Here is a 20,584-nt window from a genome sequence, read left to right as displayed (position 1 = left end):
TTCGGCAGTTGCTACAGGGCGAGCGTTATTCGCCTTCGCCGAAGTAGTCATTGATCAAATTAACCAATGCCTGCAGCGCCTCATCAGCCTGTTCACCTTCGGTGCTCAGGTGGATTTTGGTGCCCTTGCCTGCAGCGAGCATCATCATTGCCATGATGCTTTTTCCGTCGACCGTGGATTCCGGCGTGCGTCCTACTCTGATCGTGCAATCCTTGAACTCACCGGCGACGCCAACGAATTTTGCAGAAGCGCGGGCATGCAGGCCCAGCTTGTTGATGATTTCAATTTCCAGAGCAGGCATCGCGGTGTGAATCCTTTAGCTGAGGTCGCGGTGGCGAACCTGGACGTTCTTCAGGGATTTTTGCAGGGCCTGGCCCAGACGTTCGGTCAGGTAGACGGAGCGGTGATGGCCGCCGGTGCAACCAATGGCAATGGTGACATAAGCGCGGTTGCTGGCGGCGAAGCGTGGTAGCCACTTGAGCAAGTAGGTGGAGATGTCCTGGAACATCTCTTCGACGTCCGGCTGTGCCGCCAGGTACTCGGCAACTGGTTGGTCGAGCCCGGATTGATCGCGCAACTCTGGCTTCCAGTAAGGGTTCGGCAGGCAGCGCACGTCGAACACCAGATCAGCGTCCACCGGCATGCCACGCTTGAAGCCGAAAGACTCCACCAGGAACGCCGTACCGGGTTCCGGCTGGTTCAGCAGGCGCAGCTTGATGGTATCCCGCAGCTGATACAGGTTCAGGTTGGTGGTGTTTACTTTGAGATCGGCGAGGTCGGCAATCGGCCCGAGCAGGGCGGTCTCATCGTCGATGGCTTCGGCCAGCGAGCGATTGGCATTGCTTAGCGGGTGACGACGGCGGGTTTCCGAGAAACGTTTGAGCAAGGTTTCTTCGTCGGCGTCCAGATAAAGCACATCACACTGGATATGCCGACTGCGCACTTCTTCCAGCAATTCGGGAAACCGCGACAAGTGACTCGGCAAGTTACGCGCATCGATGGATACGGCAACCAGCGGTTGTGCCAGCTCGGTGTGAATCAACGCACGTTCGGCCAGTTCCGGCAACAGACCGGCGGGCAGGTTGTCGATGCAGTAGTAGCCGTTGTCCTCGAGAACATCGAGTGCGGTACTTTTACCTGAGCCGGAGCGGCCACTGACGATGATCAAGCGCATGATTAGTGACCGTTTTGCTCGTCCAGGACAACCTGATACAAGGCTTCATTGCTCGGGGCACTGCGCAGTTTCTCGCGCACTTCCTTGCGGTCGAGCATGCTGGCGATCTGGCGCAGTAACTCCAGGTGCGCATCGGTAGCGGCTTGCGGGACCAGCAGAACGAACAGCAGGTCAACCGGGGCACCGTCGATGGCGTCGAAATCAATGGGTGCATCAAGGTGCATCAGGGCGCTGATGGGCGAGGTGCAGCCCTTCAGGCGGCAGTGGGGAATGGCGATGCCATTGCCAAAACCGGTTGAGCCGAGTTTTTCACGGGCAATCAGAGCCTCGAAGACATCTTGCATCTCCAGATCCGGCACTTCTTTGTGGATAAGGTTGGCAATTTGCTCGAGGGCTTTCTTTTTACTGCCGCCCGGCACGTTCACGAGGGAACGGCCGGGGGTCAGGATGCTTTCAAGTCGGATCATGGGTTGGGAGTGTTAACGACCGGTCGCGCCCTGGAGGAGGCTTTGGGTCTTTTCCTTATGCTTTTTGAGTTGTTTATCCAGCTTGTCGGTCAGTGCGTCGATCGCCGCGTACATATCGGTATGCTCCGCGTTTGCGACCACTTCATTGCCGGGAATATGCAGCGTGGCTTCGATTTTCTGCTTGAGCTTTTCGACCGTCATCGTGACTTGCACGTTGGTGATCTTGTCGAAATGCCTCTCTAATCGTTCGAGTTTTTCGCCGATGTAGGTGCGAAGAGGTTCGGTCACTTCCAGTTGGTGTCCACTGATGTTGACTTGCATACAGCTTCTCCTTCGTTGCCAGTGCATAAAGCGGCAGGCAGAAATGCCTGCCACTGGAACGCTGTGGCGTGGCTCTACATCAACCGCTTGCGTTCGCTCGAAGGCGCGATCCCGAGGGATTCGCGGTACTTGGCGACGGTGCGGCGAGCCACCTGAATGCCTTGTGCCTCCAGTAAACCAGCGATCTTGCTGTCACTCAACGGCTTTTTCTGATTTTCCGCGGCAACCAGTTTTTTGATGATCGCGCGGATCGCCGTGGACGAGCATTCACCGCCCTCGGAGGTGCTGACGTGGCTGGAGAAAAAGTATTTCAGTTCATATATGCCCCGTGGGGTATGCATGAATTTCTGCGTGGTCACCCGTGAAATCGTCGACTCGTGCATGCCCACCGCTTCGGCGATGTCATGCAGGACCAGCGGTTTCATGGCTTCGTCGCCGTATTCAAGAAAGCCGCGTTGATGCTCGACGATCTGAGTGGCTACTTTCATCAGGGTTTCGTTGCGGCTTTGCAGGCTCTTGATGAACCAGCGGGCCTCTTGCAACTGATTGCGCATGAAGGTGTTGTCGGCGCTAGTGTCGGCGCGGCGCACGAAACCGGCGTATTGAGCATTGACCCGCAGTCGTGGCACGGATTCCTGGTTCAGCTCCACCAGCCAGCGTTCGTTGTCCTTGCGTACGATCACGTCAGGAACGACGTATTCGGCTTCGCTGGACTCGATTTGCGAGCCTGGGCGCGGGTTGAGGCTCTGCACCAGTTCAATCACTTGGCGCAGTTCGTCTTCCTTGAGCTTCATGCGACGCATCAGCTGGCTGTAATCGCGGCTGCCGAGCAGGTCGATATAGTCGGTGACCAGGCGTTTGGCCTCGACCAGCCAGGGCGTCTTGGCGGGCAACTGACGCAATTGCAGCAGCAGGCATTCGCCCAGATTGCGGGCACCGATGCCAGCGGGTTCGAATTGCTGGATGCGGTGCAGGACGGCTTCGATTTCGTCCAGTTCGATGTCCAGTTCCGGGTCGAAGGCTTCGAGAATCTCCTCGAGGGTTTCGTCCAGGTAGCCCTGATTGTTGATGCAGTCGATCAGGGTCACGGCGATCAGGCGATCGGTGTCGGACATCGGGGCCAGGTTCAGTTGCCACAGCAGGTGGCTTTGCAGGCTTTCGCCGGCCGATGTCCGGGTGGTGAAGTCCCACTCGTCGTCATCGTTGCTCGGCAGGCTGCTGGCGCTGGTCTGATAGACGTCTTCCCACGCGGTATCGACGGGCAGTTCATTGGGGATGCGCTCGTTCCAGTCGCCTTCCTCGAGGTTATCCACCGTCGGGGCGGTTTCCTGGTAGGAAGGTTCCTGAATGTCGACGTTGGGTTGCTGTTCGGCTTTATCGGCCAAGGGGTCGGCGTTATCGAAGTCGTCGCCTTCTTCCTGGCGTTCGAGCATCGGATTGGACTCCAGGGCCTCCTGGATTTCCTGTTGCAGGTCCAGGGTCGACAATTGGAGCAGGCGGATGGCCTGTTGCAGCTGCGGTGTCATCGTCAGCTGCTGGCCCATTCTCAAGACTAGCGATGGTTTCATGGCAGGGGCTTAACACCTTATTCGCCGGCGCACATGCGCCATCCACTACAGGGCGCCGGAGCGCCAAACATAAGCAAATTATATGCCCGAAACTGCAGCGTTTGCCTAGAGCGCTGTAACAATAAAAAAATGTTGATTTTTTATCGAGACAAGCGCCCGAGCAACCAGCCAGACACCTCAGTGCTTACAGGCGGAACTCATGGCCCAGATACACTTCCTTGACCAGGTCGTTGGCCAGGATGGTGGCAGAGTCACCTTCGGCGATCAGCTGGCCATCGTTGACGATGTAGGCGGTTTCGCAGATATCCAGGGTTTCACGGACGTTGTGGTCAGTGATCAGCACGCCAATGCCCTTGGCCTTGAGGTGATAGATGATCTGTTTGATGTCGCCCACCGAAATCGGGTCCACGCCGGCGAATGGTTCGTCGAGCAGGATGAATTTCGGGTTGGTGGCCAGTGCCCGGGCGATTTCCACACGGCGGCGTTCACCACCGGACAGGCTCATGCCGAGGTTGTCGCGAATGTGGCTGATGTGGAATTCCTGCAGCAGGCTTTCCAGCTCTTTGCGACGACCGGCCTTGTCGAGTTCCTTGCGGGTCTCGAGAATCGCCATGATGTTGTCGGCTACCGAGAGTTTGCGGAAGATCGATGCTTCTTGCGGAAGATAGCCGATACCGGCCTTCGCACGACCGTGCATAGGCTGGTGGCTGACATCCATGTCGTCAATCAGTACGCGACCCTGATCGGCCTGTACCAGACCGACAATCATGTAAAAGCAGGTGGTCTTGCCGGCGCCGTTGGGACCCAGCAGGCCGACGATCTGACCGCTGTCGATCGACAGGCTGACATCGCGCACGACCTGGCGGCTCTTGTAGCTCTTGGCCAGATGCTGAGCTTTCAGAGTTGCCATTACTGGGCCTTTTGCTCGTCGGTTTTCTTCTTCGGCTGGATCACCATGTCAATGCGCGGACGCGACTCGGTGACCTTGTTGCCCGTCGCGCGACCGGCGCTCGCAAGCTTTTTGACCGTGTCGTAGACGATTTTCTCGCCTTGGGTGACGTTGTTGTCCTTGTCGATGACTTTGGCACGATCGATCAGTACGACCCGGTTTTGCGAGGCGTGGTACTGAATAGTCACTCCCCAGCCCTGAACAGGCTTGGTGTCGCCCTGGGTTTGCAGTTGCTCGAAATAGGCGAGGTTGCCCACCGAAGTCACCACGTCGATGTCGCCGGTCGGGGTGCGGGTGATGGTCACAGTATTGCCTTTAACGATCATCGAGCCCTGAGTGATGATCACGTCACCTTTATAGGTGGCAATGCCATTCTTGTCGTCCAGCTGGGCGTCGTCGGCCTGGATGCGGATAGGCTGCGCTTGATCGGTCGGCAGAGCCCAGGCGCTCACGCTTCCCAGTGCTGCGCTCAGACCGAGCAAAATAGGGAGGGTTTTAACGAGCCTCATACTGTCCTCTTACGTTCGATAGCAGGTGTATCCTGCTTTCTTTCAAATACGCTTTCATTCCCTTGCCAGTCGACACACCACCAGCGCCGTCGATTCTAACGGGTTGCTCGGTCTGCGCATATTGCTGCTGCGGGAACACTGTCATGCGGGTGCTGGTAATCAGGGTCTTGCGGTTTTTCTCGTCGAAGCGCGTGATGCGCACCGAGTCAATCAGTTCGACCTGAGTGCCGTCGGGATTCACTTCGCCGTGCTCGCTCTGGATATGCCACGGAAACTCGGTGCCGCGGAACATGTTCAGGTCGGGATTGGTCAACAGCGTCACTTCGGTGGCTTTCAGGTGTTCAACCTTGTCGGACGTCATTTCGTATTGCAGTTTGCCGTCCGGCAGGTATTGCACGCTGTGGGCGTTGATCGCGTAATAGTCGATCGCAGTTTCATCGATCTTTGCCACCGGCTGATCGAGGAAGCGTTCCGGGCTGATGTTCCAGTAGCCGACCGCCGCGAATATCGCTGCGATGCAACCGAACACCAGGAATTTGCGAAACTTTTTGCTCAGCATAGTTGGCTCACAGGTACGCGGCGTTTGCCGCATCAAGGCGGCCCTGCGCGCGCAGGATCAATTCGCAGAATTCGCGAGCGGCACCCTCGCCACCGCGGGCCTGGGTGATGCCGTGGGCGTGTTCACGGACGAAACTGGCAGCGTTTGCCACCGCCATGCCCAGGCCGACGCGGCGAATCACCGGCAGGTCTGGCAGGTCGTCGCCGAGATAGGCAACTTGCTCATGGCTTAGGTTGAGTTGGGCGAGAAGCTCGTCGAGCACCACCAGTTTGTCTTCGCGCCCCTGGTACACGTGTGGAATACCGAGGTTCTTCGCTCGTCGCTCGACCACCGGGGTCTTGCGGCCGCTGATGATAGCGGTCTGCACACCGGCTGCCATCAACATCTTGATGCCTTGGCCGTCGAGGGTGTTGAACGTCTTGAATTCGCTGCCGTCTTCGAGGAAGTACAGGCGTCCATCGGTCAGTACGCCATCGACGTCAAAAACCGCCAGCTTGATGTTCTTGCCGCGTTGCAGCAGGTCGGTGCTCATCACATTACTCCTGCACGCAGCAGATCGGACAGGTTGAAGGCGCCGATCGGACGGTCCTCCTTGTCCACCACTACCAGCGCATTGATTCGATGGTCTTCCATGATTTTCAGGGCCTCGGCTGCCAGCATATCGGGACGGGCGGTCTTGCCGTGAACGGTCATGACCTCGTCAATGGTCGTATGGTGGATGTCGATGGTCCGGTCAAGGGTTCGGCGCAAGTCGCCGTCGGTGAAGATCCCGGCCAGTTTGCCGTCGGCCTCCACAATCGCGGTCATGCCCAGGCCCTTGCGGGTCATTTCCATCAAGGCGTCCTTGAGTAGCGTGCCACGTTGCACCTGGGGCAGTTCTGCTCCGGCGTGCATGACGGTTTCCACTTTCAGCAGCAGGCGTCGGCCAAGCGCGCCGCCGGGGTGGGAAAAGGCGAAATCTTCAGCGGTAAAACCGCGGGCTTCCAGCAGCGCAACGGCCAGGGCGTCGCCCATGACCAGCGCGGCAGTGGTCGACGAGGTCGGTGCCAGGTTGAGCGGACAGGCTTCGTGCTCGACGTGCACGTTGAGGTTGACCTCGGCAGCCTTCGCCAGCGGTGAGTCAGGGTTGCCGGTCATGCTGATCAATTGAATGCCCAGGCGTTTGATCAGCGGCAGCAGGGTGACGATTTCATTGGTGGAGCCGGAGTTTGACAGCGCCAGGATGATGTCGTCGCGGGTGATCATGCCCATATCACCGTGGCTGGCTTCGGCCGGGTGCACGAAAAAGGCCGTGGTGCCGGTACTGGCCAGGGTGGCGGCGATCTTGTTGCCGATGTGCCCCGATTTGCCCATGCCGACCACGACCACGCGCCCTTTGCTGGCCAGAATCATCTCGCAAGCGCGTACGAAATCTGCGTCGATACGGGGCAACAAGCCTTGTACGGCTTCCAGTTCGAGGCGGATGGTGCGTTGGGCAGATTGAATCAGGTCGCTGGATTGGCTCATGTCAGAAATCGTATAGCCTGATGAAAAGGCGGCGATTATAACGGTAATGATCGAAACCCTCACGCAAGTTCGTCGCGCTTTGTCATTCCCGGTTACCCAATACCCTTAAATGTAAGCTTTTACCCCGTCATGTTGCTGAACATGGCCCGGCTTGGGCCTTGGGCGCTTGGCCATTGCAGTGATATAGTTCGCCGCCAGTTCGGCCTGCCCGGGAGGTATGTGCTTTCGCCAGAAAGTCAGGCGTCCGAGTGAGAGGCTGCATCGCAAGGAGTTTAGATGAGTGCCGATAAAGCCTACGCGGTCGAGCTGAAGGGACTGTCCTTCAAGCGCGGAACGCGCAGCATTTTCAATAACGTCGATATACGTATCCCGCGCGGCAAGGTCACCGGCATCATGGGGCCTTCCGGGTGCGGCAAGACTACGCTGTTGCGGCTGATGGGCGCACAGTTGCGGCCCACCAAAGGCGAAGTCTGGGTCAATGGACAGAACCTGCCGAAACTGTCGCGCAGTGATCTGTTCGATGCGCGAAAGCACATGGGCGTGCTGTTTCAGAGTGGTGCACTGTTCACCGATCTCGATGTGTTCGAGAACGTCGCCTTTCCGCTACGCGTCCATACCGAACTGCCGGAAGAAATGATCCGGGACATTGTCCTGCTCAAATTGCAGGCCGTGGGCTTGCGTGGCGCCATCGACCTGATGCCTGACGAGTTGTCCGGCGGCATGAAGCGTCGCGTCGCGCTGGCCCGGGCGATTGCCCTCGATCCGCAGATCCTCATGTATGACGAGCCCTTTGTCGGCCAGGACCCCATCGCCATGGGCGTACTGGTGCGCCTGATCCGCCTGCTCAACGATGCGCTGGGCATCACCAGTATCGTGGTCTCCCACGACCTGGCCGAGACCGCGAGCATCGCCGACTACATCTATGTCGTCGGCGAAGGCCAGGTGTTGGGGCAGGGCACTCCCGAGGAGCTGATGAACTCGCAGGAGCCACGCATCCGTCAATTCATGACAGGCGAGCCCGACGGTCCGGTCGCCTATCACTTTCCAGCGACGGATTACCGCGCAGATCTTCTGGGGAAGCGTTGATGCGCAAGATTTCACTAATAGAACGGGTTCGCCGGTTCGGCCACTCTGGCATTGACGTGCTGGGGGTGTTCGGCCGTTCCGCGATATTCCTGTTCCATGCTTTGCTTGGCCGTGGCGGCATTGGCGGCGGTTTTGGCTTGCTGATCAAGCAACTGCATTCGGTGGGCGTGATGTCCCTGGTGATCATCGTGGTCTCCGGGGTATTCATCGGCATGGTGCTGGCGCTGCAAGGCTTCAATATTCTATCCAGCTATGGTTCGGAGCAGGCGGTCGGCCAGATGGTTGCGCTGACGCTGTTGCGCGAACTGGGGCCCGTGGTCACGGCATTGTTGTTCGCCGGGCGCGCTGGTTCGGCATTGACTGCCGAAATCGGCAACATGAAGTCCACCGAGCAGTTGTCCAGTCTGGAAATGATTGGTGTCGACCCGCTCAAGTACATCATTGCCCCGCGCCTGTGGGCCGGCTTCATTTCCCTGCCTGTGCTGGCGATGATCTTCAGCGTGGTGGGAATCTGGGGTGGTTCGTGGGTGGCCGTCGACTGGCTGGGTGTCTATGAAGGTTCCTACTGGTCCAACATGCAGAACAGCGTGACCTTTGCAGACGATGTGCTCAACGGCATCATCAAAAGCATCGTTTTCGCCTTTGTCGTGACCTGGATCGCCGTATTCCAAGGCTATGACTGCGAGCCCACTTCCGAGGGGATCAGTCGTGCCACTACCAAGACCGTGGTGTATGCCTCTTTGGCTGTACTCGGCCTGGACTTTATTCTGACCGCCTTGATGTTTGGAGATTTCTGATGCAAAACCGCACCCTGGAAATCGGTGTCGGCCTTTTCTTGCTGGCTGGCATCCTGGCTTTGCTGTTGCTGGCGTTGCGGGTGAGTGGTCTGTCACCGAGCGCAACCACCGACACTTATAAACTTTATGCGTATTTCGACAATATCGCCGGTTTGACGGTCAGAGCTAAAGTGACCATGGCCGGTGTGACCATCGGCAAGGTCACTGCGATCGATCTGGACCGCGACAGTTTCACCGGTCGAGTGACCATGCAGCTGGAAAAACGCGTAGATAACCTGCCGACTGACTCCACTGCATCTATCCTGACCGCTGGACTGTTGGGCGAGAAGTACATCGGTCTCAGCGTGGGCGGCGAAGAAGGCTTGCTCAAGGATGGTGGAACCATCCACGACACCCAGTCGTCGCTGGTACTCGAAGACCTGATCGGTAAGTTTCTGCTCAATACCGTTAGTAAAGACGCCAAATGAGGAGCTTTTGAATGATCTCTACCTTGCGACGTGGCCTGTTGGTATTACTCGCGGCCCTGCCGTTGATGGCTAACGCCGTGGCGGCGCCTTCCGCGCACGAACTGGTACAGGACACCACCAATCGGTTACTTGCCGATCTGGCGGCCAATAAAGAGAAGTACAAGCAGGATCCGAAAGACTTTTATGCCGCGCTGGACACCATCGTCGGACCTGTTGTGGATGCCGAGGGCATTTCCAAGAGCATCATGACGGTCAAATACTCGCGCAAAGCCACGCCTGCGCAAATGAAGACCTTTGAAGAAAACTTCAAAAAGGGTCTGTTCCAGTTCTATGGCAACGCTTTGCTCGAATACAACAATCAGGGGATCGTCGTCGACCCTGCCAAGGATGAGTCGGGAGATCGTACAAGCGTTGCCATGACGGTCAAAGGCAGCAACGGCGCGATCTATCCTGTGTCTTACACACTCGAAAAGATCAGTGGCGAGTGGAAACTGCGCAACGTGATCATCAACGGCATTAACATTGGCAAGCTGTTCCGTGATCAGTTCGCTGATGCGATGCAGCGCAATGGCAATGACCTGGACAAGACCATCAATGGTTGGGCCGGGGAAGTCGCCAAAGCCAAGGAAGCCAGTCAGAAGCAAACAACCGAGACGCAAGCTCAATGAGTGTGTCGGCCATTCGCATGAGCGAATCCGGCGAGCTGACGCTTAGCGGCATGCTGGATTACCGCACCGGCCCCGGCTTGCGCAAGCAGGGGCAGGCGCTGATTAAATCCAGCAAGGCCGCTGCACTGGTGGTCGATTGCTCGGCTGTGTTGAAGTCCAGCAGTGTCGGCTTGTCGTTGCTGCTGTGTTTCATGCGTGATGCCGAGGCGGCCGGGAAGGCGCTGAGCATCCGCAAGATGCCAGAAGACATGCGCGAAATCGCTCAGGTCAGCGAATTGACTGAGTTGTTGGCGCATCCCTAACCGCATCTATAAAGAAGCCCCCCGTCAGAGTCCTGCTTCGCGGGGTTCGCAGGCGCGGGGCTTTTTTGTATGATGTCCGACCCGCGCGCACAGGGCGCCGATTGAGGTTGAGCATGCAGGCCGTAGAAGTGAAGAGCTTCCTTGAAGGAAAGCTGCCAGGAACCCTAGTAGAAGTCGAGGGCGAAGGCTGCAACTTTCAGCTGAACGTGATTAGCGATGAACTGGCGGCGTTGAGCCCGGTGAAGCGTCAGCAGCAGATCTATGCCCATTTGAACCCATGGATCACCGATGGCAGCATCCATGCGGTCACTATGAAATTTTTCAGCAGCGCGGCCTGGGCCGAGCGCACCTGAGCCCAAGGGCGTCGAGATTCTTATGGATAAATTGATAATTACCGGTGGCGTTCGTCTTGATGGCGAAATCCGCATCTCCGGGGCAAAGAACTCTGCCCTGCCGATCCTGGCTGCAACCCTGCTGTGTGATGGCCCGGTGACCGTGGCGAACCTGCCGCACCTGCACGACATCACCACCATGATCGAGCTGTTCGGTCGTATGGGCATCGAGCCGGTGATCGACGAGAAACTCAGCGTCGAAATCGACCCGCGCACCATCAAGACCCTGATCGCTCCGTACGAACTGGTTAAAACCATGCGTGCGTCGATCCTGGTGCTGGGCCCGATGGTTGCCCGTTTCGGTGAAGCCGAAGTCGCACTGCCTGGCGGTTGCGCCATTGGTTCGCGTCCGGTTGACCTGCACATTCGTGGCCTCGAAGCCATGGGCGCGGTCATCGACGTCGAAGGCGGTTACATCAAGGCCAAGGCGCCTGAAGGTGGCCTGCGCGGTGCGCACTTCTTCTTCGACACCGTCAGTGTGACCGGTACCGAAAACATCATGATGGCGGCCGCTCTGGCCAAGGGCCGCAGCGTTCTGGCAAACGCCGCTCGCGAGCCTGAAGTCATCGACCTGGCGAACTTCCTGATCGCCATGGGCGCCAAGATCACTGGCGCCGGCACTGACACCATCACCATTGATGGTGTTGAGCGTCTGCACCCGACCACTTACAAAGTGATGCCTGACCGTATCGAAACCGGCACCTACCTGGTCGCTGCTGCCGTAACCGGCGGTCGTGTGAAGGTCAAGGACACCGATCCGACCATCCTCGAAGCCGTTCTTGAGAAACTCAAGGAATCGGGTGCCGAAATCACCTGCGGCGAAGACTGGATCGAGCTGAACATGCACGGCAAACGGCCAAAAGCCGTTAACGTGCGCACCGCTCCGTACCCGGCATTCCCGACCGACATGCAAGCGCAGTTCATCTCCCTCAACGCCATTGCCGAAGGCACCGGTGCCGTGATCGAGACGATCTTCGAAAACCGCTTCATGCACGTTTACGAACTGCACCGCATGGGCGCCAAGATCCAGGTCGAAGGCAACACTGCCATCGTCACGGGTACCGAAAAGCTCAAGGGCGCGCCAGTCATGGCCACCGACCTGCGTGCTTCGGCCAGCCTGGTGATCTCGGCGTTGATCGCTGAAGGTGACACCCTGATCGACCGCATCTACCACATCGACCGTGGATACGAGTGCATCGAAGAGAAACTGCAGATGCTCGGCGCCAAGATCCGCCGCGTACCGGGCTAGTTTCTGCTGCATGGGCGCAGGGACGCGCCCGTTGATTTCGTTTCAAGTCGAGCCTGTTTCAGGCTCGATGTGTGTCCGGCGCCATTTGCGACCGGGCATGAGTACCTTGATAAGGACTGACGTTTCCCATGTTGACCATCGCACTGTCCAAGGGCCGCATCCTTGACGACACCCTGCCGCTTCTGGCTGAAGCGGGCATCGTGCCGACCGAGAATCCGGACAAGAGCCGCAAGCTGATCATCCCCACGACTCAGGCCGATGTGCGTCTGCTGATCGTGCGCGCCACCGATGTGCCGACTTACGTCGAACATGGTGCCGCTGACCTGGGCGTCGCCGGTAAAGATGTGCTGATGGAATACGGCGGCCAGGGTTTGTACGAGCCATTGGACCTGAGAATTGCCCTCTGCAAGCTGATGACCGCCGGCCGTGTCGGCGATGTCGAGCCCAAGGGCCGCCTGCGTGTGGCGACCAAATTCGTCAACGTTGCCAAGCGCTACTACGCCGAACAGGGCCGTCAGGTCGACATCATCAAGCTCTATGGCTCGATGGAACTGGCGCCGCTGATCGGTCTGGCAGACAAGATCATCGACGTGGTCGATACCGGCAACACCCTGCGCGCCAATGGTCTGGAACCCCAGGATTTCATTGCCGACATCAGCTCCCGGCTGATCGTGAACAAGGCTTCGATGAAAATGCAGCACGCCCGTATCCAGGCGTTGATCGACACCCTGCGCAAGGCAGTGGAGTCTCGACACCGCGGCTGATTCACCTGCGCGACGTTAAGTCGCGCCCGTCTATCCGCCTCATAGCCAGAATTCTCAGGTGCCCAAGCGGAAACGACTGCTAAGTTAGGGCGCCTGAGTTTTTGCCATTCCTATGAGGCTCTCGCTATGACCGCACCGACTGCAATTCGCCGACTCAACGCTGCTGACCCGGATTTCGCACATCATCTGGATCATCTGCTGAGCTGGGAAAGTGTGTCTGACGACTCGGTCAATCAGCGGGTGCTGGATATCATCAAGGCCGTGCGCGAGCGTGGCGATGCGGCGCTGGTGGAATTCACCCAGAAGTTCGACGGCCTGCAGGTCGCGTCCATGGCGGAACTGATCCTGCCTCGTGAACGCCTGGAACTGGCCCTGACCCGAATCACCGTGCCGCAGCGTGAAGCGCTGGAAAAAGCCGCGTCCCGAGTACGCAGCTACCACGAGAAACAGAAACAGGATTCCTGGAGCTACACCGAAGCCGACGGCACCGTGCTGGGCCAGAAGGTCACGCCGCTGGATCGCGCCGGTCTGTACGTACCGGGCGGCAAGGCGTCTTATCCGTCCTCGGTACTGATGAACGCGATTCCGGCTAAGGTGGCCGGTGTGACCGAAGTGGTCATGGTGGTGCCGACGCCTCGTGGCGAAATCAACGAGCTGGTGTTGGCCGCAGCCTGCATCGCCGGCGTCGACCGCGTGTTCACCATCGGCGGCGCTCAAGCGGTCGCCGCGCTGGCTTACGGCACCGAAAGCGTGCCGAAGGTCGACAAAGTGGTCGGTCCGGGCAACATCTACGTCGCCACCGCCAAGCGCCACGTGTTCGGCCAGGTCGGCATCGACATGATCGCCGGCCCATCCGAAATCCTCGTGGTATGCGACGGCCAGACTGATCCGGACTGGATCGCCATGGACCTGTTCTCCCAAGCCGAGCACGACGAAGACGCCCAGGCGATTCTGGTCAGCCCGGACGCCGAGTTCCTCGACAAGGTCGCCGCCAGCATCGCTAAACTGCTGCCGACCATGGAACGCGCCGAGATCATCGAAACGTCGATCAATGGCCGTGGCGCGCTGATCAAGGTCCGCGACATGGACCAAGCCATCGAAGTGGCCAACCGCATCGCACCGGAACACCTTGAGTTGTCCGTTGCTGATCCGCAGGCCTGGCTGCCGAAGATTCGCCACGCTGGCGCGATCTTCATGGGCCGTCACACCTCCGAAGCGTTGGGCGACTACTGCGCAGGTCCGAACCACGTGTTGCCAACCTCCGGCACCGCGCGTTTCTCCTCGCCGCTGGGTGTGTACGACTTCCAGAAGCGTTCGTCGATCATCTTCTGCTCCGAGCAGGGTGCGTCGGAACTGGGCAAAACCGCTTCCGTGCTGGCCCGTGGCGAGTCGCTGACCGCCCACGCGCGGAGCGCCGAATACCGCATCCTTGACGAAGACTCTTCACAAGGGCAGGGGAACTGAACATGAGTAAATTCTGGAGCCCGTTCGTCAAGAATCTGGTGCCTTATGTGCCGGGCGAGCAGCCGAAACTGGCGAAGCTGGTGAAGCTCAACACCAACGAAAACCCGTACGGTCCATCGCCAAAAGCCTTGGCGGCGATGCAGGCCGAACTGAATGACAACCTGCGTCTGTACCCGGACCCGAACAGCGACCTGCTCAAGCAAGCGGTCGCCCAGTACTACGGCGTGCAGAGCAATCAGGTGTTTCTCGGCAATGGTTCCGATGAAGTCCTGGCGCACATCTTTCACGGTTTGCTGCAGCACGATCAGCCGCTGCTGTTCCCGGACATCAGCTACAGCTTCTATCCGGTTTACTGCGGGTTGTACGGCATCGCCTTCGACGCGGTGCCGCTGGACGAGCAGTTCCAGATCAACCCGGCGGACTATGCCAAGCCGAACGGCGGGATCATCTTCCCTAACCCGAACGCACCGACTGGCTGTCTGTTGGCGCTGGATGCTGTAGAGCAAATTCTCAAGGCCAGCCCGGATTCAGTGGTCGTGGTGGATGAGGCTTACATCGATTTCGGCGGTGAGACGGCGATCAGCCTGGTGGATCGTTATCCGAACCTGCTGGTGACCCAGACCCTGTCCAAGTCCCGTTCGCTGGCCGGCCTGCGAGTGGGGCTGGCGGTGGGGCATCCGGACCTGATCGAGGCGCTGGAGCGGATCAAGAACAGCTTCAACTCCTATCCGCTGGATCGTCTGGCGATTGTGGGAGCTGCGGCGGCGTTCGAGGATCGTGAGCACTTCGACAAGACGTGCCGGTTGGTGATTGAGAGTCGCGATAAGGTGATCGGGCAGCTGGAAGCGAAGGGCTTTGAAGTGTTGCCGTCGGCGGCGAACTTCATCTTCGCCCGTCATCCGAAACACGATGCGGCTGGGTTGGCTGCAAAGTTGCGCGAGCAGGGTGTGATCGTTCGGCACTTCAAGCAGGAACGGATTGCCCAGTTCCTGCGGATCTCGATTGGCACGCCGGAGCAGAATCAGGCGTTGATCGACGGCCTCGGCGACCTCTGAGTCGCCTTCGCGAGCAAGCCCGCTCCCACACTGGATCTTCGGTGCTCACAAATAATGTGTTCACCGAAGATCCAGTGTGGGAGCGGGCTTGCTCGCGAATGGGGCAACACCGACCTTAAGTCTTGCTCGTGGTGTGCCCTGCAACATTTACTCTTCTTCTTTCTCTTTGACTGGCGCCGGCGGCGGGCGCAAACCGATCTCGGCGGTGAGCTTGAGCTCTTTGCCGTTGCGCATCACCTGGATCGTGACCTTGTCGGTCGGTTTGATCCGCGCGACCTGGTTCATCGAACGACGACCATCGCCGGCCGGTTCGCCATCGATGCTGAGAATCACGTCACCCAGTTGCAGGCCGGCCTTCTGCGCCGGACCGTCACGGAAAATCCCCGCGACCACAATGCCCGGGCGCCCCGACAGGCCAAACGATTCCGCCAGTTCCTGGCTCAACGGCTGCACTTCGATACCGAGCCAGCCGCGAATCACCTGGCCGTGCTCGATAATCGACTTCATCACTTCCATGGCCAGTTTCACCGGGATTGCGAAACCGATGCCCTGCGAACCGCCGGACTTGGAGAAGATCGCCGTGTTGATGCCGGTCAGGTTGCCGTTGGCATCCACCAGCGCACCGCCGGAGTTGCCGGGGTTGATCGCAGCGTCGGTCTGAATGAAGTCTTCGTAGTTGTTCAAGCCCAGCTGATTGCGCCCGGTGGCGCTGATGATGCCCATGGTCACGGTCTGGCCGACACCGAACGGGTTGCCAATGGCCAGGGCTACGTCGCCGATGCGGATGTTGTCGGAACGCCCGACAGTGATCGATGGCAAGTTCTTCAGATCAATTTTCAGTACTGCAAGGTCGGTTTCCGGGTCGCTGCCGATCACTCGGGCCAGGGTTTCACGACCGTCCTTGAGCGCCACCACGATCTGGTCGGCACCGGTGGTCACGTGGTTGTTAGTCAGCAGGTAACCTTCCGGGCTCATGATCACGCCGGAGCCGAGGCTCGACTCCATGCGTTTCTGTTTGGGCGAGTTGTCGCCGAAGAAGCGGCGGAACTGCGGATCCTCGAACAGCGGATGGTTCGGTTTGTTGATGACTTTGGTGGTGTACAGGTTGACCACCGACGGTGCGGCCATGGTCACCGCGTCGGCATAGGACACGGGGCCTTGTTGCATGGTGGTGGTTTGCGGGGCTTGCTGCATGTTGACGTCAAGGCTTGGGAGCCCGACCCACTGCGGGTAACGCTGGATGATTAACAGAGCAATAAGCACGCCGGCCAACAGCGGCCAGCCGGAAAAACGCAGCGCCTTGAGCATTAAGCACGTCCTGAGAGGTTGCAGGCGGTATGAGACCGCCCATAATGTCGCGCATTATACGAGGCGAAGCGTGCCTCTGAACGGGATATTTAGGAGTCTTTTATGGCCGTCGCCCTGAGCACCCTGGTCGAAGAAGCCGACCGTTACCTTAACAGTGCAAAGATTGCCGATTACTGCCCCAACGGGTTGCAGGTCGAAGGCCGGCCGCAGGTCATGCGCATCGTCAGTGGCGTCACCGCCAGCCAGGCGTTGCTCGACGCCGCAGTGGAAGCCAGCGCCGATCTGGTGCTGGTGCATCACGGCTACTTCTGGAAGGGCGAGAATCCGTGCATCACCGGCATGAAGCAGCGTCGGTTGAAAACCCTGCTCAAGCACGATATCAGTCTATTGTCCTACCATCTGCCGCTGGATCTGCACCCGGAAGTCGGCAATAACGTTCAACTGGCACGTCAGCTCGATATCACTGTGGAAGGCCCATTGGACCCGGACAATCTCAAAGTTGTCGGCCTGGTCGGTTCATTGAGCGAGCCGGTGACGGCCCGCGATTTTGCCCGTCGCGTACAAGAAGTCATGGGTCGCGAGCCGTTGCTGATCGAAGGCAGCGAGATGATTCGCCGCGTTGGCTGGTGCACCGGTGGCGGTCAGGGTTACATCGATCAGGCCGTGCTGGCTGGCGTCGACTTGTACCTCAGCGGTGAGGCGTCCGAGCAGACCTTTCACAGCGCCCGGGAAAACGACATCAGCTTCATCGCCGCCGGCCATCACGCCACCGAGCGTTATGGCGTGCAGGCCCTGGGCGATTATCTGGCGCGGCGTTTTGCCCTTGAGCACATCTTCATCGATTGCCCGAACCCCATCTGATTTCCTGAACTAATGCATTCCCCTGTGTAGGAGCTGCCGAAGGCTGCGATCTTTTGATCTTGAAAATCAAAGTCAAAAGATCGCAGCCTTCGGCAGCTCCTACAGAGACCGTAGCCCAAACGAGGGGGTATATTCATATACCCTTTCGATCTAGCTCACGTCCTGATTAGAAGAGGTCGCTGTGCTAGGATTCCCCGCTCGAACACGGCCCGCTGGCCGTCCATAAGATCGTTTTCGTGAGTAGCCATGGTCGACAAACTGACGCATCTGAAACAGCTGGAGGCCGAAAGCATCCACATCATCCGCGAGGTCGCCGCCGAGTTCGATAACCCGGTGATGCTGTACTCCGTCGGTAAAGACTCCGCCGTGATGCTGCACCTTGCGCGCAAGGCATTCTTCCCCGGCAAACTGCCGTTCCCGGTGATGCACGTCGACACCCGGTGGAAGTTCAAGGAAATGTACGCGTTCCGCGATCGCATGGTCGAAGAACTCGGCCTGGACCTGATCGTGCACGTGAACCCCGATGGCGTCGCGCAGGGCATCAACCCGCTGACCCACGGTAGCGCCAAGCACACTGACATCATGAAAACCGAAGGCCTCAAGCAGGCCCTCGACAAGTACGGTTTCGATGCCGCTTTCGGTGGTGCCCGTCGTGACGAAGAGAAGTCCCGTGCCAAAGAGCGCGTGTATTCCTTCCGCGATACGAAGCACCGCTGGGACCCGAAAAACCAGCGTCCCGAGTTGTGGAACGTCTACAACGGTAAGGTCAACAAGGGCGAATCGATCCGTGTTTTCCCGTTGTCGAACTGGACCGAACTGGACATCTGGCAGTACATCTACCTCGAAGGCATCCCGATTGTGCCGCTGTATTTCGCCGCCGAGCGCGACGTTATCGAGATGAATGGCACCTGGATCATGATCGACGACGAACGCCTGCTCAATCACCTGAGCGATGAAGACAAGGCGCGCATCGTCAAGAAGAAGGTCCGCTTCCGTACGCTCGGCGACTACCCGCTGACCGGTGCGGTCGAGTCCGAGGCCACCAGCCTGACCGACATCATTCAGGAAATGCTCCTGACGCGAACTTCCGAACGCCAGGGCCGGGTCATCGATCACGATGGCGCAGGCTCGATGGAAGAAAAGAAACGTCAGGGTTATTTCTAAGGGGTTGTCATGTCGCACGCATCTGATTTGATCAGCGAGGACATCCTCGCCTACCTGGGCCAGCACGAACGCAAGGAAATGCTGCGCTTTCTGACCTGTGGCAACGTCGACGACGGCAAGAGCACCCTGATCGGGCGCCTGCTGCACGACTCCAAAATGATCTACGAAGATCACCTGGAAGCCATTACCCGCGACTCGAAAAAAGTCGGCACCACTGGCGATGACATCGACCTGGCATTGCTGGTCGACGGCCTGCAGGCCGAGCGTGAGCAGGGCATCACCATCGATGTCGCTTACCGTTATTTCTCCACCGCCAAACGCAAATTCATCATTGCCGATACCCCTGGCCATGAGCAGTACACCCGCAACATGGCCACCGGTGCGTCCACCTGTGACCTGGCGATCATCCTGGTCGACGCCCGTTACGGCGTGCAGACCCAGACCCGTCGCCACAGCTTCATTGCCTCGTTGCTCGGCATCAAACACATCGTTGTTGCCATCAACAAGATGGACCTCAATGGCTTCGACGAAACAGTCTTCGAGTCGATCAAGGCCGATTACCTGAAGTTCGCCGAAGGCATCGCCTTCAAACCGACCACCATGGCCTTCGTGCCGATGTCGGCGCTGAAAGGCGACAACGTGGTGAACAAGTCCGAGCGCTCGCCGTGGTACACCGGCCAGTCGCTGATGGAAATTCTCGAGACCGTCGAGATTGCCAACGACCGCAACTACACCGACCTGCGTTTCCCGGTGCAGTACGTCAACCGTCCGAACCTGAACTTCCGTGGTTTCGCCGGCACCCTGGCCAGCGGCGTCGTGCACAAGGGCGACGAAGTCGTTGTGCTGCCGTCGGGCAAGAGCAGCCGCGTGAAATCCATCGTCACCTTCGAAGGTGAGCTGGAGCACGCAGGACCGGGTCAGGCTGTAACGCTGACCATGGAAGACGAGATCGACATCTCCCGCGGCGACTTGCTGGTGCACGCCGACAACCTGCCGCAAGTGACTGACGCCTTCGACGCCATGCTGGTGTGGATGGCCGAAGAACCGATGCTGCCGGGCAAGAAATACGACATCAAGCGCGCCACGTCTTATGTGCCGGGTTCGATTACCAGCATCGTCAACCGCGTTGATGTGAACACTCTGGAAGAAGGGCCGGCCAGCTCGTTGCAGCTGAACGAGATCGGTCGGGTCAAGGTCAGCCTCGACGCCGCCATCGCACTGGACGGTTACGCGAGCAACCGCACCACCGGTTCGTTCATCGTCATCGATCGTTTGACCAATGGCACCGTCGCGGCCGGCATGATCATCGCTCAGCCGTTGAGCCATGGCAGCAGCACTCACCACGGCAAGCTTGCCCATGTAGCCACCGAAGAACGCGTGCAGCGCTTCGGCCAGCAACCGGCCACCGTGTTGTTCAGCGGCTTGTCGGGCGCCGGCAAAAGCACCCTGGCCTACGCGGTTGAACGCAAGCTGTTCGACATGGGCCGTGCGGTGTTTGTACTCGATGGTCAGAACCTGCGTCACGATCTGAACAAAGGTCTGCCACAGGATCGCGCCGGGCGTACCGAGAACTGGCGTCGTGCGGCGCACGTTGCGCGTCAGTTCAACGAAGCCGGGTTGCTGACGCTGGCAGCGTTTGTTGCGCCGAGTGCCGAAGGACGTGAACAGGCCAGGGAACTGATCGGCAAGGAACGTCTGCTGACGGTCTACGTCCAGGCCTCTCCGACGGTCTGTGCCGAGCGTGACCCACAAGGCCTGTACGCGGCGGCCGGGGACAACATCCCGGGTGATTCCTTCCCGTACGACGTGCCGCTGGACGCCGACCTCGTGGTCGATACCCAGTCGCTGTCGCTGGAAGAAAGCGTCAAGCAAGTGCTGGATCTGCTGCGCAAGCGTGGCGCGATCTAAGCGTTAGCCGTTAATAAAAAACCCGCCGATGAGTGATCATCGGCGG

Annotated in this window: 24 protein-coding genes; 13 read left to right on the top strand and 11 right to left on the bottom strand. The window is 58.8% G+C overall.

The window, feature by feature from the left end; all coding sequences use genetic code 11:
• Positions 1-25 precede the first annotated feature (25 nt).
• The 10 genes from E3W21_RS23325 to E3W21_RS23280 all read right to left on the bottom strand — a co-directional run bounded on the left by E3W21_RS23325 (position 26) and on the right by E3W21_RS23280 (position 7,053).
• Positions 26-301 carry an HPr family phosphocarrier protein gene (locus E3W21_RS23325; protein WP_033058002.1) on the bottom strand — a complete coding sequence of 92 codons (276 nt, stop codon included), beginning with the start codon at positions 299-301 and terminating at the stop codon, positions 26-28.
• Positions 302-316: 15 nt separating this feature from the next.
• Positions 317-1,174 carry an RNase adapter RapZ gene (gene rapZ, locus E3W21_RS23320; protein WP_134422005.1) on the bottom strand — a complete coding sequence of 286 codons (858 nt, stop codon included), beginning with the start codon at positions 1,172-1,174 and terminating at the stop codon, positions 317-319.
• A gap of 2 nt (positions 1,175-1,176) precedes the next feature.
• Positions 1,177-1,641, bottom strand: coding sequence for a PTS IIA-like nitrogen regulatory protein PtsN (gene ptsN, locus E3W21_RS23315; protein ID WP_008150761.1), 465 nt, complete (start codon positions 1,639-1,641; stop codon positions 1,177-1,179).
• A 12-nt stretch (positions 1,642-1,653) separates the two neighbouring features.
• Positions 1,654-1,962 (bottom strand): ribosome hibernation-promoting factor, HPF/YfiA family, encoded by a 309-nt coding sequence (hpf, locus tag E3W21_RS23310; protein ID WP_007941242.1) that lies wholly within the window; start codon positions 1,960-1,962, stop codon positions 1,654-1,656.
• Between the two features lie 74 nt (positions 1,963-2,036).
• Positions 2,037-3,530: an RNA polymerase factor sigma-54 gene (locus E3W21_RS23305; protein WP_046045855.1), complete on the bottom strand. Its 1,494-nt coding sequence runs from the start codon at positions 3,528-3,530 to the stop codon at positions 2,037-2,039.
• Between the two features lie 184 nt (positions 3,531-3,714).
• On the bottom strand, positions 3,715-4,440 hold the full coding sequence (lptB, locus tag E3W21_RS23300) for an LPS export ABC transporter ATP-binding protein (RefSeq protein WP_033057997.1): 726 nt from the start codon (positions 4,438-4,440) through the stop codon (positions 3,715-3,717).
• Positions 4,440-4,988, bottom strand: coding sequence for a lipopolysaccharide transport periplasmic protein LptA (gene lptA, locus E3W21_RS23295; protein WP_129438480.1), 549 nt, complete (start codon positions 4,986-4,988; stop codon positions 4,440-4,442). Before lptA ends, lptB begins: the two co-directional genes overlap by 1 nt.
• Positions 4,975-5,547, bottom strand: coding sequence for an LPS export ABC transporter periplasmic protein LptC (gene lptC, locus E3W21_RS23290; protein WP_129438478.1), 573 nt, complete (start codon positions 5,545-5,547; stop codon positions 4,975-4,977). The genes lptA and lptC overlap by 14 nt, the downstream gene beginning before the upstream one ends.
• 7 nt (positions 5,548-5,554) lie before the next feature.
• Positions 5,555-6,079, bottom strand: coding sequence for an HAD family hydrolase (locus E3W21_RS23285; RefSeq protein ID WP_134422004.1), 525 nt, complete (start codon positions 6,077-6,079; stop codon positions 5,555-5,557).
• Positions 6,079-7,053: a KpsF/GutQ family sugar-phosphate isomerase gene (locus E3W21_RS23280; protein ID WP_129438476.1), complete on the bottom strand. Its 975-nt coding sequence runs from the start codon at positions 7,051-7,053 to the stop codon at positions 6,079-6,081. The genes E3W21_RS23285 and E3W21_RS23280 overlap by 1 nt, the downstream gene beginning before the upstream one ends.
• 276 nt (positions 7,054-7,329) lie before the next feature.
• Here E3W21_RS23280 and E3W21_RS23275 point away from each other — a divergent pair, with 276 nt between their 5' ends.
• The 10 genes from E3W21_RS23275 to hisC all read left to right on the top strand — a co-directional run bounded on the left by E3W21_RS23275 (position 7,330) and on the right by hisC (position 15,297).
• Positions 7,330-8,139 (top strand): ATP-binding cassette domain-containing protein, encoded by an 810-nt coding sequence (locus E3W21_RS23275; protein WP_129438474.1) that lies wholly within the window; start codon positions 7,330-7,332, stop codon positions 8,137-8,139.
• Positions 8,139-8,936 (top strand): lipid asymmetry maintenance ABC transporter permease subunit MlaE, encoded by a 798-nt coding sequence (mlaE, locus tag E3W21_RS23270; RefSeq protein WP_008150745.1) that lies wholly within the window; start codon positions 8,139-8,141, stop codon positions 8,934-8,936. The genes E3W21_RS23275 and mlaE overlap by 1 nt, the downstream gene beginning before the upstream one ends.
• Entirely contained in the window at positions 8,936-9,403 is a 468-nt protein-coding gene (gene mlaD, locus E3W21_RS23265) for an outer membrane lipid asymmetry maintenance protein MlaD (protein WP_046045861.1), read from the top strand. The genes mlaE and mlaD overlap by 1 nt, the downstream gene beginning before the upstream one ends.
• 11 nt (positions 9,404-9,414) lie before the next feature.
• A complete protein-coding gene (locus E3W21_RS23260; RefSeq protein ID WP_134422003.1) occupies positions 9,415-10,071 on the top strand; it encodes a phospholipid-binding protein MlaC in 657 nt (218 codons plus the stop codon).
• Positions 10,068-10,373 (top strand): lipid asymmetry maintenance protein MlaB, encoded by a 306-nt coding sequence (locus E3W21_RS23255; RefSeq protein WP_134422002.1) that lies wholly within the window; start codon positions 10,068-10,070, stop codon positions 10,371-10,373. The genes E3W21_RS23260 and E3W21_RS23255 overlap by 4 nt, the downstream gene beginning before the upstream one ends.
• A gap of 113 nt (positions 10,374-10,486) precedes the next feature.
• The gene (locus tag E3W21_RS23250; RefSeq protein WP_007912386.1) at positions 10,487-10,726 is read left to right on the top strand and encodes a BolA family protein; all 240 of its coding nucleotides are present in this window, start codon (positions 10,487-10,489) and stop codon (positions 10,724-10,726) included.
• Between the two features lie 22 nt (positions 10,727-10,748).
• On the top strand, positions 10,749-12,014 hold the full coding sequence (gene murA / locus E3W21_RS23245; RefSeq protein ID WP_046045865.1) for a UDP-N-acetylglucosamine 1-carboxyvinyltransferase: 1,266 nt from the start codon (positions 10,749-10,751) through the stop codon (positions 12,012-12,014).
• 128 nt (positions 12,015-12,142) lie between these two features.
• Positions 12,143-12,778: an ATP phosphoribosyltransferase gene (gene hisG, locus E3W21_RS23240; RefSeq protein ID WP_007901570.1), complete on the top strand. Its 636-nt coding sequence runs from the start codon at positions 12,143-12,145 to the stop codon at positions 12,776-12,778.
• Between the two features lie 126 nt (positions 12,779-12,904).
• Complete coding sequence (gene hisD / locus E3W21_RS23235; RefSeq protein ID WP_134422001.1) at positions 12,905-14,242, top strand: histidinol dehydrogenase; 1,338 nt, start codon at positions 12,905-12,907, stop codon at positions 14,240-14,242.
• Positions 14,243-14,244: 2 nt separating this feature from the next.
• Positions 14,245-15,297 (top strand): histidinol-phosphate transaminase, encoded by a 1,053-nt coding sequence (gene hisC / locus E3W21_RS23230; protein WP_129438466.1) that lies wholly within the window; start codon positions 14,245-14,247, stop codon positions 15,295-15,297.
• Between the two features lie 147 nt (positions 15,298-15,444).
• Here hisC and algW read toward each other — a convergent pair whose 3' ends face one another.
• Positions 15,445-16,605, bottom strand: coding sequence for a Do family serine endopeptidase AlgW (gene algW, locus E3W21_RS23225; RefSeq protein ID WP_134422000.1), 1,161 nt, complete (start codon positions 16,603-16,605; stop codon positions 15,445-15,447).
• Positions 16,606-16,707: 102 nt separating this feature from the next.
• Between algW and E3W21_RS23220 the strand changes: the two genes are divergently transcribed.
• The 3 genes from E3W21_RS23220 (at position 16,708) to cysN (ending at position 20,538) form a co-directional block, all read left to right on the top strand.
• Complete coding sequence (locus E3W21_RS23220) at positions 16,708-17,466, top strand: Nif3-like dinuclear metal center hexameric protein (protein WP_134421999.1); 759 nt, start codon at positions 16,708-16,710, stop codon at positions 17,464-17,466.
• 246 nt (positions 17,467-17,712) lie between these two features.
• Positions 17,713-18,630, top strand: a complete 918-nt coding sequence (cysD, locus tag E3W21_RS23210) for a sulfate adenylyltransferase subunit CysD (RefSeq protein ID WP_131061189.1) — start codon at positions 17,713-17,715, stop codon at positions 18,628-18,630.
• A 9-nt stretch (positions 18,631-18,639) separates the two neighbouring features.
• Entirely contained in the window at positions 18,640-20,538 is a 1,899-nt protein-coding gene (gene cysN, locus E3W21_RS23205; RefSeq protein ID WP_129438454.1) for a sulfate adenylyltransferase subunit CysN, read from the top strand.
• The last annotated feature ends 46 nt before the right edge of the window (positions 20,539-20,584 follow it).

It is taken from the genome of Pseudomonas sp. F01002 (assembly GCF_004402115.1).
In the GTDB taxonomy this organism is placed as follows: Bacteria; Pseudomonadota; Gammaproteobacteria; order Pseudomonadales; family Pseudomonadaceae; genus Aquipseudomonas; species Aquipseudomonas frigoris.
The sequence above is the reverse complement of the archived record's forward strand: the minus strand, read 5'-3'. Positions and strand labels throughout refer to the sequence as shown.